Origin of the sequence: Pseudoclavibacter sp. VKM Ac-2888, assembly GCF_015351285.1 — a bacterium.
Classification (GTDB): Bacteria; Actinomycetota; Actinomycetes; order Actinomycetales; family Microbacteriaceae; genus Pseudoclavibacter.
In genome coordinates this window covers 1034457-1046948 of sequence record NZ_JADKSM010000001.1, presented here as the reverse complement: position 1 = coordinate 1046948, position 12492 = coordinate 1034457, and the positions used below count along the sequence as shown (strand labels likewise).

General features: G+C 66.0%; 14 protein-coding genes. All 14 read left to right on the top strand.

Translation table 11 applies throughout. The features are described 5' to 3' along the window. Nucleotides 1-4 precede the first annotated feature (4 nt). The 14 genes from ITJ61_RS05040 (at nt 5) to ITJ61_RS04975 (ending at nt 12461) form a co-directional block, all read left to right on the top strand. The gene (locus ITJ61_RS05040) at nt 5-778 is read left to right on the top strand and encodes an L-threonylcarbamoyladenylate synthase (RefSeq protein ID WP_104306895.1); all 774 of its coding nucleotides are present in this window, start codon (nt 5-7) and stop codon (nt 776-778) included. Between the two features lies 1 nt (nt 779). Continuing rightward, nucleotides 780-1991: an MraY family glycosyltransferase gene (locus ITJ61_RS05035; protein WP_104298628.1), complete on the top strand. Its 1212-nt coding sequence runs from the start codon at nt 780-782 to the stop codon at nt 1989-1991. Next, nucleotides 1988-2428 (top strand): hypothetical protein, encoded by a 441-nt coding sequence (locus ITJ61_RS05030; protein WP_104241495.1) that lies wholly within the window; start codon nt 1988-1990, stop codon nt 2426-2428. The genes ITJ61_RS05035 and ITJ61_RS05030 overlap by 4 nt, the downstream gene beginning before the upstream one ends. A gap of 174 nt (nt 2429-2602) precedes the next feature. Further along, nucleotides 2603-3430, top strand: a complete 828-nt coding sequence (atpB, locus tag ITJ61_RS05025) for a F0F1 ATP synthase subunit A (protein ID WP_104242099.1) — start codon at nt 2603-2605, stop codon at nt 3428-3430. Between the two features lie 58 nt (nt 3431-3488). Further along, complete coding sequence (gene atpE / locus ITJ61_RS05020; RefSeq protein ID WP_104241494.1) at nt 3489-3719, top strand: ATP synthase F0 subunit C; 231 nt, start codon at nt 3489-3491, stop codon at nt 3717-3719. 12 nt (nt 3720-3731) lie between these two features. Then, nucleotides 3732-4298, top strand: coding sequence for a F0F1 ATP synthase subunit B (locus ITJ61_RS05015; RefSeq protein WP_104241493.1), 567 nt, complete (start codon nt 3732-3734; stop codon nt 4296-4298). Beyond that, entirely contained in the window at nt 4298-5089 is a 792-nt protein-coding gene (locus ITJ61_RS05010; RefSeq protein WP_104241492.1) for a F0F1 ATP synthase subunit delta, read from the top strand. Before ITJ61_RS05015 ends, ITJ61_RS05010 begins: the two co-directional genes overlap by 1 nt. Nucleotides 5090-5141: 52 nt before the next feature. After that, complete coding sequence (gene atpA, locus ITJ61_RS05005; protein WP_104241491.1) at nt 5142-6767, top strand: F0F1 ATP synthase subunit alpha; 1626 nt, start codon at nt 5142-5144, stop codon at nt 6765-6767. A gap of 38 nt (nt 6768-6805) precedes the next feature. Further along, nucleotides 6806-7708, top strand: coding sequence for a F0F1 ATP synthase subunit gamma (locus tag ITJ61_RS05000; RefSeq protein WP_104241490.1), 903 nt, complete (start codon nt 6806-6808; stop codon nt 7706-7708). Nucleotides 7709-7738: 30 nt separating this feature from the next. Next, the gene (atpD, locus tag ITJ61_RS04995) at nt 7739-9205 is read left to right on the top strand and encodes a F0F1 ATP synthase subunit beta (protein WP_104241489.1); all 1467 of its coding nucleotides are present in this window, start codon (nt 7739-7741) and stop codon (nt 9203-9205) included. A gap of 2 nt (nt 9206-9207) precedes the next feature. Then, nucleotides 9208-9486 (top strand): F0F1 ATP synthase subunit epsilon, encoded by a 279-nt coding sequence (locus tag ITJ61_RS04990; protein WP_194685666.1) that lies wholly within the window; start codon nt 9208-9210, stop codon nt 9484-9486. Then, complete coding sequence (locus ITJ61_RS04985; protein WP_194685665.1) at nt 9483-10298, top strand: YaaA family protein; 816 nt, start codon at nt 9483-9485, stop codon at nt 10296-10298. Before ITJ61_RS04990 ends, ITJ61_RS04985 begins: the two co-directional genes overlap by 4 nt. Before the next feature lie 171 nt (nt 10299-10469). Next, the gene (locus ITJ61_RS04980; RefSeq protein WP_181057798.1) at nt 10470-11195 is read left to right on the top strand and encodes a DUF5684 domain-containing protein; all 726 of its coding nucleotides are present in this window, start codon (nt 10470-10472) and stop codon (nt 11193-11195) included. Between the two features lie 156 nt (nt 11196-11351). Beyond that, entirely contained in the window at nt 11352-12461 is a 1110-nt protein-coding gene (locus tag ITJ61_RS04975; RefSeq protein ID WP_194685664.1) for a DUF4192 family protein, read from the top strand. The last annotated feature ends 31 nt before the right edge of the window (nt 12462-12492 follow it).

The window sequence follows — 12492 nt, the reverse complement described above, 5'->3', positions numbered from 1 at the left end:
AAGAATGGGACAGATCTACGCCACCACAGACTCACTCGACCTCCTGGCAGCGGTCCGTGCGGCACGCACGGCCATCGCGAGCGGCGAGGTCATCGTCATGCCGACCGACACGGTCTACGGCATAGCCGCAGACGCCTTCTCGGCGCAAGCGGTCCAGCGTCTCCTCGACGCCAAGGGGCGCACCAGGGCGACGCCGCCGCCGGTGCTCGTCGCGAACCACGAGACGCTCGACGCGCTCGCTGAGAACGTGCATCCCCTCGCCCGTCAGCTCTTCGAGCGCTTCGCGCCAGGGCCGTTGACCGTCATCCTGCAGGCCCGTGGATCGCTGCAGTGGGACCTCGGCGACACGAACGGCACCGTCGCCCTGCGCATCCCCGACAGCAGGCTCGCTCGCGAACTCCTGAAGGAGACGGGGCCGCTCGCGGTCTCGAGCGCGAACAAGCACGGTGAGCCGGCGGCCACGACAGCAGAGGAAGCGCTGGCAGCGCTCGGGGATGCCGTTGGAGTCTTCCTCGACGGCGGCCCTGCCGGGGGAGAGGCATCGACGATCGTGGATGCGACGCCGCTCACGCGGGGCGAGCCAGCGCGAATCGTTCGGCAGGGGGCTCTCTCCCGGGCACTCATCGAGGAGGTGCTCGGCGACAAGCTGGCGCCGGTCGACGCCGTCGAACCCGCGGGCGACCCGAGCGGGGAGACAGTCGCGCTCAGCTCGCCGGACGCCGAGCCTGCCGAGGAGACCCGCTCGCGAGCAGAGCCGGCAGCGGGGCACGAGTCCTAGCGTGCGGATCTATCTCGCCCTCGTCGTCGGCACAGCGCTGGTCACGCTCGTGCTCGTCTACGTGGTCTGGCGACTCGCCATGCGCTTCGAGTGGTATCCGCCGGTGCGCGAGCGCGACGTCCACACGACCCCGAAGCCGCGCCTCGGCGGTGTCGCGATGTTCGTCGGCATGCTGCTCGCACTGGCGGCGGCATCCCAGATCCCCTTCTTCTCCCTCGTCTTCGAGCAGCCGGGGCGCATCTGGGCACTCGTCGGCGCCGCATCCCTCATCGTCCTCATCGGGGTCATCGACGACTTCATCGATCTGGACTGGATGACGAAGCTCGCGGGGCAGATCCTCGCAGCCATCCTCCTCGCCTGGCAGGGAGTCGCCATCACATCGCTGCCGATCGGCGGCATCACGGTCGGCTCGCAGTGGATGTCGATCGCCATCACCGTGCTCGCCGTCGTCCTCGTCATGAACGCGGTGAACTTCATCGATGGCCTCGATGGCCTCGTGGCAGGTGTGGCGATCATCGCCAACGGCGTCTTCCTCGTCTACAGCTACGTGCTCAGCGAGTTCGCGGGCCAGACCGGCCGCTTCACGATGGGGGCGCTGCTCTCCGCCATCGTCATCGGCATCTGCCTCGGCTTCCTCGTGCTGAACTGGTACCCCTCCAAGATGTTCATGGGGGACGGGGGAGCGCTCCTCGTCGGCCTCCTCATGGCTGCCAGCGCGGTTGCCGTGACCGGCGAGGTCGACCCGCAGACCATCAGTCGGACGGAGCTCTGGCCGGCCTTCCTGCCCATGATCATCCCGTTCGCCGTTCTGATCGTCCCGCTGCTCGACTTCTCTCTCGCCGTCTTCCGGCGGATGAGGGCGGGCAAGTCTCCCTTCACGGCCGACCGCAAGCATCTCCACCACAGGCTGCTCGACATGGGCCACTCCCAGCGATGGGCGGTCGTCGTGTTCTACTCCTGGACCGCGGTCGTGTCCGTTGGCGCGCTCATGGCATTCGCGGCCGATCTCATCTCGATCCCCATCGGCGTCGTCATCGGCTTCGTCGTCGTCGGCTTCGTCGCCTGCACACTCGCCACCATGGCACCGATCAGCCGACGGAAGGCTCTCGAGCGTCGGGCGCAGAAAGCGCCGGGAGAGAGCCCCCACGACGAGCTGGCTGAAGCAAACGCCTCGCTGCTCAAAGCAGCACCCGAATCCGGAATGGACGCATGAACTCCTCCACGACCCCCACCTCTGTGCCGATCTTCAAGAGCATCCTGAAGTGGTCCGTCGTCGTCGCGATCGCCGTCGCGGTCCTCGGCGGCGCCATCGGCTTCCTCGCGGTCGGCATCAACGGACTCTGGAGCGCGCTCTTCGCCGCTGCCATCACGCTCCTCTTCACCGGCATCACGGTCGTCTCCGTGATCCTCGCCTCGCACCTCGATCAGATCTTCTTCATGGCGACGATCCTCGGCGCCTGGATCCTCAAGTTCATCGTTTTCCTCGGCGCGCTGTTCCTCATCAGGGACCTGCCGATCGTGCACCTCTTCACCCTCTGGCTGTGCCTGGTCGTCGCCGTGATCGCGACCGTGGTCGTCGATGTCGTCTGCGTCGTGCGCGGCCGCATGGGGAACGTCAGCGACGTTCGACTGCCCGGCGACGACAAATAGTAGAAAAGTTCCGCCTGGAGGCCAGAACTGCACTTCTGCCTGGGGATTTCTTGATAGGCTGATCCAGGTGCGCCGAGAAGGGGTCCTTCCCGTGTGTGCACCCGCCCGAACTCATCGAAGCGCAGCAACGACAGCTGCGCCCCGAGACAGGAGAGTGCTCTGTTCGCCTCAGCCCTGAATCTGCCAGTTTTCATCGCTGCCGCGGAGGACAACAGCATCTTCCACCCGCCGTCGCTTGACCACGAGTTCTTCCTCGAGGCAGTGGCGTTCGCCGGCACGCCGTTCGAACTGAACCGCATCATCCTGGTCCGACTCCTCGCGATCGCCGTCCTGCTGCTGCTCTTCTGGCTTGCCCTCCGCAGCCCGAAGGTCATCCCGGGCAAGGGCCAGTCCCTCGCCGAGATGGCCATCGGCTTCGTGAAGTCGCAGATCGCCGACGGCATCCTCGGCGAGAAGCTCGGCCACAAGTACCTGCCGCTGCTGTCGGCGATGTTCTTCGGCATCTTCGCGATGAACATCACGGGCATCATCCCCGGACTGAACATCGCCGGAACCGCGCTCATCGGCATGCCGCTCGTGCTGGCGGTCGTCTCGTACATCGCCTTCATCTACGCGGGCTTCCGCGAAGCCGGCCCCGGCACGTTCTTCAAGAACGCCCTCTTCCCGAGCGGTGTGCCGTGGCCCATGTACATCCTGCTGACGCCGATCGAGTTCATCAACATCTTCATCGTGCGCCCGGTCTCGCTCGCTCTGCGACTCTTCCTCAACATGATGGTCGGCCACCTGCTGCTCGTCCTCACGTTCAGCGCGACGAACTTCTTCGTCATCACCTACTCGATGCAGGGCCCAGGCGGCCCGCTCGACATGCTGTTCGGCATCCCCACGCTCCTCGGCGGCTTCGTGATGACGCTCGTCGAGATCCTCGCGGCGGTCCTCCAGGCCTTCGTGTTCACGCTCCTCACCGCGGTCTTCATCCAGCAGGCCGCTGCCAAGAGCCACTAAGACCCACCTGACTCACGCGAAGCATCCTGCTTCACCACCCATACGGAAGGAAACCCCTGTGGAAACCACCACGCTCGCCGAGATCTCCGGCAACATCGCTACCGTCGGCTACGGCCTCTCTGCAATCGGCCCCGGCATCGGCATCGGTATCGTCGCCGGCAAGACCGTCGAGGCCATGGCACGTCAGCCCGAGATGGCTGGCCGCCTCCAGGTCACCATGTTCCTCGGTATCGCCTTCACCGAGCTGCTCGCCTTCATCGGCGTCGCAACGTTCTTCATCTTCCAGTAAGCGGGTCCGCACATGAGCACTTTCGCACTGTCGGCGGTTACGTCGACTCTCGCAGCGGAAGAGGGCAACGTCCTCCTTCCCGCTACGTATGACATCGTCTGGTCGGCGGTCGTCTTCGTTGTGCTCGGATTCTTCTTCTGGAAGTTCGCCATCCCGGCGCTCCGCAAGGTGCTCGACGAGCGCGAAGCGCAGATCGAGGGCGGCATCCGCAAGGCGGAGATCGCTCAGGCCGAGGCTGCTGCCAAGCGCGACGAGAACGAGAAGCTTCTCGCTGCGGCACGAACCGAAGCTGCGGAGATCCGCGAGCAGGCTCGAGTCGACGCAGATCAGATCAAGGTCCAGAAGAAGGCCGAGACGCAGGCTGAGCTCGACCGCATGACCGCCTCCGCCAAGGCTCAGATCGAGGCGGAGCGCCAGACGGCGATCGTCTCGCTCCGCGCCGAGGTCGGCACGCTTGCACTCGACCTCGCCTCCGGCGTCGTCGGGGAGAGCCTGCGCGAAGACAACCGCTCGACGGCCTACGTCGACCGGTTCCTGAGCGAGCTCGACAACGACCAGAAGGCAGGAACGCACAGCTGATGGGAAGCGCGACCAGACACGCACTGGCAGCCCTCAAGAACAGCGTCGACGGCTGGGGCCAGGCAGAGCTGCAGGATGCTGAGCAGGTGTTCGCCGCGGTCAACGCTGCGGGTGCCAACCAGCACCTCCTCGTTGCACTGTCGAACCCGGCCGCCGACGTCAGCGCCAGGCGCGAGCTCGCGGTGAGGGTCTTCGGCTCTCACCTGAGCCCGCGCGCGCTGCAGCTCCTTCAGGATGCTGTCAGCCAGACCTGGTCGAGCAACCATGAGTTCGCGCTCGGCCTGCAGGAACTCGCAGTCCGTGCGACGGCGCAGACCGCAGGGGAGCAGTCGGCTATCGCCGCCGAGCTCACCACGGTCGCCGACACGATCAGCGCCAACCCGGAGCTCGAGCTCACCCTCGGCTCTCGTCTCGGCGACTCGGCCGTGAAGGCGAAGCTCATCGAGCGTCTCTTCGCGGGCAAGATCAGCGCGCCAAGCCTGCTGATCCTCCGAGAGCTCGTGGGAAACCCGCTCGGCCGCCGCACTCGTCGCCTCCTCACCTGGGCAGGCGAAGTGGTCGCCGACCAGGCAGGTCGCTCCGTCGCAACGGTCACCGTCGCAAGTCCGCTCGCCCCCGAGCAGCTCGCGAAGCTCGAGGCCGGTCTGACACGTCGATTCAACCGACGCGTCTCCGTCACGACGATCATCGACCCGAAGATCATCGGCGGCCTGCGCGTGCAGCTTGGCGATGACGTGATCGACGACAGCGTCGCCGCTCGACTCAACAACCTCCGCCTGCAGCTCGCCTGAGCCTCACGCACTGAAACTCTCGGGGCGAGGCCCCGGACGACAAGGGAAGAACATGTCAGAACTCACAATCAATCCGGATGAGATCCGCGACGCTCTCCAGCAGTTCGCTTCCTCATACCGTCCGGAAGGCGCCACGGCGACCGAGGTCGGCACCGTGGTTGACGCCTCGGACGGCATTGCGCACGTCGAGGGTCTTCCTGGCGTCATGGCCAACGAGCTCATCACCTTCGCAGACGGAACGCTCGGTCTCGCACAGAACCTCGACGAGAGCAGCATCGGCGTCATCGTCCTCGGCGAGTTCCAGGGCATCGTCGAAGGCATGGAAGTCCGCCGCACCGGCGAAGTCCTCTCCGTCCCCGTCGGCGAGGGCTACCTCGGCCGCGTGGTCGACCCACTCGGCAACGCGATCGACGGACTCGGCGAGATCGCCACGTCCGGACGTCGCGCCCTGGAGCTCCAGGCGCCTGGCGTCATGGACCGCAAGTCGGTTCACGAGCCGCTCGAGACCGGCATCAAGGCCATCGACGCGATGATCCCCGTTGGCCGTGGCCAGCGTCAGCTCATCATCGGCGACCGCCAGACCGGCAAGACGGCGATCGCGATCGACGCGATCATCAACCAGAAGGCCAACTGGGAGTCCGGAGACGTCAACAAGCAGGTTCGCTGCATCTACGTTGCCGTCGGCCAGAAGGGCTCGACCATCGCCTCCGTCAAGGGCGCCCTGGAAGACGCCGGCGCGATGGAGTACACGACGATCGTGGCGTCCCCCGCCTCGGACCCCGCCGGCTTCAAGTACCTGGCCCCGTACACGGGCTCGGCCATCGGCCAGCACTGGATGTACGAGGGCAAGCACGTCCTGATCGTCTTCGATGACCTGTCGAAGCAGGCTGAGGCCTACCGTGCCGTGTCGCTCCTCCTGCGCCGCCCGCCGGGACGCGAGGCCTACCCAGGTGACGTGTTCTACCTGCACTCCCGCCTCCTCGAGCGTTGCGCCAAGCTCTCCGATGCGATGGGTGCCGGCTCCATGACCGGGCTTCCGATCATCGAGACCAAGGCGAACGACGTCTCGGCGTACATCCCGACCAACGTGATCTCGATCACGGACGGCCAGATCTTCCTCCAGTCCGACCTCTTCAACGCCAACCAGCGTCCAGCGGTCGACGTCGGAATCTCGGTCTCGCGAGTCGGTGGCGACGCCCAGCAGAAGCACATCAAGAAGGTCTCGGGAACGCTCAAGCTCGAGCTCGCGCAGTACCGCTCGCAGCAGGCCTTCGCGATGTTCGCGTCGGACCTCGACGCGACGACGCGCCGTCAGCTCGAACGTGGAGCGCGCCTCACTGAGCTCCTCAAGCAGCCGCAGTACTCGCCGTACCCCGTCGAGCAGCAGGTCGTCGCGATCTGGGCTGGAACGAACGGCAAGCTCGATCTCGTGCCGGTCGACGAGATCCTGCGCTTCGAGAACGAGCTCCTCGAGTACCTCGAGCGCAACACCGACGTCCTCGCCCGCCTCCGCGACAGCGGAAAGCTCGAGGACGACACGCTGAAGGCCATGGCCGAAGGCGTCGACGGCTTCTCGAAGACGTACCTCAAGAACGACGGAACTCCGCTCGTCGCTAGCGCCGAACAGGTCGCCGCTGACGAGATCGAGCAGGAGAAGATCGTCAAGAAGCGCCGCTAGGCGCCCTCGACGACTTCGACGACGAGCACAGGAGAAGCATGGGAGCACAACTTCGGGTCTACCGGCAGAAGATCAAGTCTGCCCAGACGATGAAGAAGGTCACCCGCGCCATGGAGCTGATCGCCACTTCGCGCATCACCAAGGCGCGGAAACGCATGGCCGAGTCGAATCCGTACGCGCAGGCGATCACCGAGGCAGTCTCGGCAGTCGCCAGCTACACGGACATCGATCACATCCTCGTCACCGAGCGCGAAGAGGTCCGCCGCGTCGCGGTTGTCGTCTTCACGAGCGACCGAGGCCTCAACGGAGCCTTCTCCTCGAGCGTTCTGCGCGAGGCCGAGGGCCTCACCAACACGCTCGAGGCCGAGGGCAAGGAAGTTGTCCACTACCTCGTCGGGCGCAAGGCGGTCGGCTACTTCGCCTTCCGCAAGCGTGCAAGCGAGAAGCAGTGGACGGGTGCCACCGACCTTCCGGTCTTCCAGACCGCGAAGGAACTGGGCGAAGCCCTCGTCGAACGGTTCACGATTCCGTTCGAAGAGGGTGGCGTGGAGGAGATCCACTACGTCTACAACCGGTTCCAGTCGATGGTCACGCAGACGCCGACCGTCGTCCGGCTCCTGCCGCTCGAGGTCGTCGACAGCGAAGACGTCGCCGAAGCTGACGAGGCCCCGCTGCTCCCGCTGTACGAGTTCGAGCCGGATGCGGAGACCGTGCTTCACGCACTGCTTCCGGACTACATCCAGGCGCGCCTCTTCAACGCCATGCTGCACTCCGCCGCATCCGAGCACGCTGCCCGCCAGCGCGCCATGAGCGCGGCTTCCGACAACGCAGACACCCTGGTGCGCGACTACACCAGGCTCGCGAACAACGCGCGCCAGGCAGAGATCACGCAGCAGATTTCCGAGATCGTGGGCGGCGCGGACGCGCTCGCAACCGCATAACCGCGCGAACACGCAAGAAAAGGACAAGACATGACGACGCACATCGTCTCCGACAGGGAAGACACGACGGCTCCGGCCGGTGTCGGCCGGATCGCCCGTGTCACGGGTCCCGTTGTCGACATCGAGTTCCCGCATGACGCCATCCCCGGCATCTACCACGCCCTCGAGACCGAGGTGAGCCTTGGCGACCAGTCGCTCAAGCTCACGCTCGAGGTCGCACAGCACCTGGGCGACGACCTCGTCCGCGCCATCGCGCTCAAGCCCACCGACGGACTCGTCCGCGGCCAGGAAGTTCGCGACACCGGAGCTCCGATCTCGGTGCCCGTCGGCGACGTCACCAAGGGCAAGGTCTTCAGCGTCACCGGTGAAGTGCTCAACGAGACGATGCTCTCAGAGCCCTACGAGATCACCGAGCGCTGGCCCATCCACCGCGAGCCCCCGGCCTTCGACCAGCTCGAGTCCAAGACCGAGCTCTTCGAGACCGGCATCAAGAGCATCGACCTCCTCACCCCGTACGTCCAGGGTGGAAAGATCGGCCTCTTCGGTGGAGCCGGCGTCGGCAAGACCGTCCTCATCCAGGAGATGATCCAGCGAGTCGCGCAGGACCACGGCGGCGTCTCGGTCTTCGCCGGTGTCGGCGAGCGCACCCGTGAGGGCAACGACCTCATCTACGAGATGGAAGAAGCAGGCGTCTTCGACAAGACCGCGCTTGTGTTCGGCCAGATGGACGAGCCGCCGGGAACGCGACTCCGCGTCGCCCTCTCGGCCCTCACCATGGCTGAGTACTTCCGTGACGTGCAGAAGCAGGACGTGCTCCTCTTCATCGACAACATCTTCCGCTTCACGCAGGCGGGTTCCGAGGTCTCGACGCTGCTCGGCCGCATGCCGTCCGCCGTCGGCTACCAGCCGAACCTCGCCGACGAGATGGGTGTGCTCCAGGAGCGCATCACGTCGACGCGTGGCCACTCGATCACGTCCCTGCAGGCGATCTACGTGCCTGCCGACGACTACACCGACCCGGCTCCCGCGACGACGTTCGCCCACCTCGACGCGACGACGGAGCTCTCGCGAGAGATCGCGTCGAAGGGCCTCTACCCGGCCATCGACCCGCTCACCTCGACGAGCCGCATCCTCGACCCGCGCTACCTGGGCGCCGACCACTACCGGGTCGCGACCGAGGTCAAGCAGATCCTCCAGAAGAACAAGGAACTGCAGGAGATCATCGCGATCCTCGGTGTCGACGAGCTCTCCGAGGAAGACAAGATCACCGTCTCCCGCGCCCGTCGCATCCAGCAGTTCCTCTCGCAGAACACCTACATGGCGAAGAAGTTCACCGGTGTCGAGGGCTCCACGGTTCCCCTCAAGGAGACCATCGAGTCGTTCGACGCCATCGCCAAGGGTGACTTCGACCACGTCGCCGAGCAGGCCTTCTTCAACGTCGGTGGTATCAACGACGTCGAGGAGAAGTGGGCGCAGATGCAGAAGGACAACGCATAGTCATGGCAGGCAAAGGCGAACTGACCGTCAAGGTCGTCGAAGCAACCAAGCTCGTCTGGGAAGGCGGCGCGACCATGGTCGTTGCTCGCACCTCCGAAGGCGAGATCGGAATCCTCTCCGGCCACGAGCCCATGCTCGCGTCCCTGGGGTCCGGCCAGGTTCGCATCACGACCACCGACGGATCGAAGATCGTCGCCGACGCTGAGGGCGGGTTCCTCTCGGTGAACAGCGACGTCGTCACGGTCGTCGCCGGCGAGGCTGAACTCGTCTCCGGGGAGTGACCGAACGTCTCCTGCTGCTGTTGCCGCCGTCCGAAACCAAACGGGACGGCGGCAACGCTGCGTTCGGCGACGATCTGGTGCAGACACCGGAAGCAGGCGGACTGAGCTGGGCCGCGACCTTCTCGGACGTGCGAGAGGCCGCCGCCAGCGAGCTGCAGCAGCTCTCCCACGACGCGGATGCCGCCCGCAAGGTGTTGAAGATCTCGGAGAAGCAGGCCGCGCTGGAGCTGGAACGCAACCGCAGCCTGCGCTCCAGCCCCCGGATGACCGCGCTGCTGCGCTACACGGGCGTCCTGTACGACGCCCTCGACGCCTCCTCGCTGAGTGACCATCAGCTCGGCTGGGCCGCGCACCACGTCGCCGTTCACTCGGCCCTCTTCGGGCTCGTCGGCGGGGGAGAGGGCATCCCCGCCTACCGTCTGTCCGCAGGGTCGCGCCTCGGAGGTGTCGCCCCAGCGAATCGTTGGGCCCAGGTGACAGCTCGGGCGCTCGCCGAGCACGAGGGGCTCGTGATCGATCTGCGCTCGAAGGCCTACTCCGCGCTCGGTCCGGTGGAGTCTGCCGAGCGACACGTCACCATCGACGTCGTCTCCCGGACTCCGGACGGCGAGGTTCGCTCGCTGAACCACTTCAACAAACGCGGCAAGGGCCTCTTCACGCGCGGTCTCATCATGCTCGCCGCCGATCAGGGGAAACGAGCCGACTCGATTCGGGATGCCCACGAACTCGCTGACTTCTGTCGTGATGCCGGCTGGGATCTTGAACCCACCGAGCCCGGATGCGCTCGCCTGATCGTGCCCGAGGGCCTCTGACGGTGACACGCCTCGCTCGCCAGAGCGAGCAGTTGCGGGCCCCGGGGAGGTCTCCCCATCGACAAGGGGCTCGAAACGCCGCTACTTTGTACCAAGTCTGCCTACGCTGACTCGCGTGCACATCGAGCACGCGACGCAGACGTCGACTGAATATCAGAAAGTGACTCCTCCATGGAAATCTTCTCCTACGGCGATCAGACCGCAGCAGGAATCGGCGCGCTAGGAATCCTGCTCTACTTCGTCATTCTCCTCGGCGCCTACGCCCTCTCCTCGTGGCTGATGTCGAAGGTGTTCACGAAGATGGGCATCGAGGCTTGGAAGGCCTGGGTCCCCGTCTACAACCAGTGGACCTTCGTCGAAGCAGCGGGCTTCCCCGGATGGTGGGTGCTCGTCGGTTTCATTCCCGGTGTGAACATCGCCCTGGTGGTGCTGCTCGCCATCGCGGCGTACCGAATCGGACAGGGCTTCGGCAAGGGCGGCGCGTGGGTCGTCCTCTACATCTTCCTGCCCATCGTCTGGTTCGCCATCGTCGGGTTCGACAGCTCCCGCTGGAACCCCGCGCTCATGAACCTCGGCTCGCAGGCCTACGGCCAGCCTCAGGGTGCCGTCGGCTACCCGCAGCAGGGCGCTCCCGTCCAGCAGCCATACGGTCAGGCTCCTGCTCAGCAGGGGTATGGTCAGGCTCCTGCCCAGCAGCCGTATGGTCAGGCTCCGACCCAGCAGGGGTACGGTCAGCCGCCCGCGCAGCAGCCATATGGTCAGGCTCCGACCCAGCAGGGGTACGGTCAGCCGCCCGCGCAGCAGCCCTACGGTCAGGCCCCGACCCAGCAGCCGCCCCTCGGCCAGAACCCGGGCAACCAGCAGCCGTACGGACAGCAGAACCCGCCCCAGCACTGATACGCACGCAGTCGTCTGAGCGAGCACGCCACGTGGATTCGGTTCCACGTGGCGTGCTCTTGTCACTCCGGTGTCCCCGCGCCTCGACTCGGGACGTTCTCCACAGCCTGATGTCTCGGAGATCGCGGCAGACTGGCGTGCGCCTAGCTTCTGCCTATGGAACGGATTCGACTCAGCACGCCCAAGCAGATCCTCGACGCGGTCCCCAAGCTCCTGGGATACTCGCCCATCGGATCGCTCGTCGCCATCCCGCTCAGCGGCCGACGAGGGGGTGTGGTTCTGCGATTCGACCTGCCCAGTCTGTCGAACTCGCGTGCGGTCAACGCAGCACCGTACGCGAGTGCCGTGATCGGGCACCTGGCATATCTCAGCAACATCGAGCGCGTGGTCTTCGTCTTCAGCCCGAACCTCCCGTTCGGCAGCGGTCCGACGCCGCCGCACTCGGAGCTGGCAGAGGCGCTTGTCGAGTTCGGGGACCGGGCTGGCATCGAGGTCGTCCTCTGCCTTTGCAGAGCGTTGGACGCCTGGGGCGTGTACGGCTGCGATGATCCTGATTGCTGTGATGTCGGGCCGAGGGCGCTCGGCGCTCAGGATGCGTGGCGTGAGGCGGCAGAGCCGGCGATCCACGCCGATATCGCATCAGCCCCCGCCGCACGGAGGAGGGCGTTCGCTGAGGCCGACGAACGGCACGCCCAGGTGCACGAGGGCGAGGACGACTTCTCCGGGATGCGCCAGGGATGGCTCGCGGCGCTCACGCCCGCGGTCGGCCGTTCCGGACTGAGCGACGCGCAGCTCGCAGGGCTGCTCTGCATGCTGCGCGGGCGTCGGACGTCGGAGCTCCTGCTGACGACGGTCGCCTTCGGTGATCGAGACGAGCTCCTGTCGCTGGCGCCGATCTGGGCCAGCCTGCTGCCGGGGGAGAGCACAGGGCCACAGCTGCCTTCGTTCTCGCGCGAACGAGTTCGCACCGCTGTCGCCTGCCTCCGCGAGCTCGGCGCACTCGTGGACCTCGACGATGAACCGGGTCTGCTCGCTGGGATCGCCTGGCTCGAATGGGCTTCGGGCCGTGCGAGCGCCGGGGCGGCCTTTGCTCGGCGTGCTCTTGGTCGACGCCCTGATGACCGTGTGGCCGCGAGCGTCGTCTGGCTTGTCGAGCGCTGCGTGCTGCCACCATGGCTCTCGGATGTCCATGATTGGCTCACCGAGACCGAGACCGAGACCGAGACCGAGACCGAAGGCGGGTCTGCGGCCTGGCGTGAGGGCTAGCGGACTGGTCGGCACCACGCCAGCCGACCGA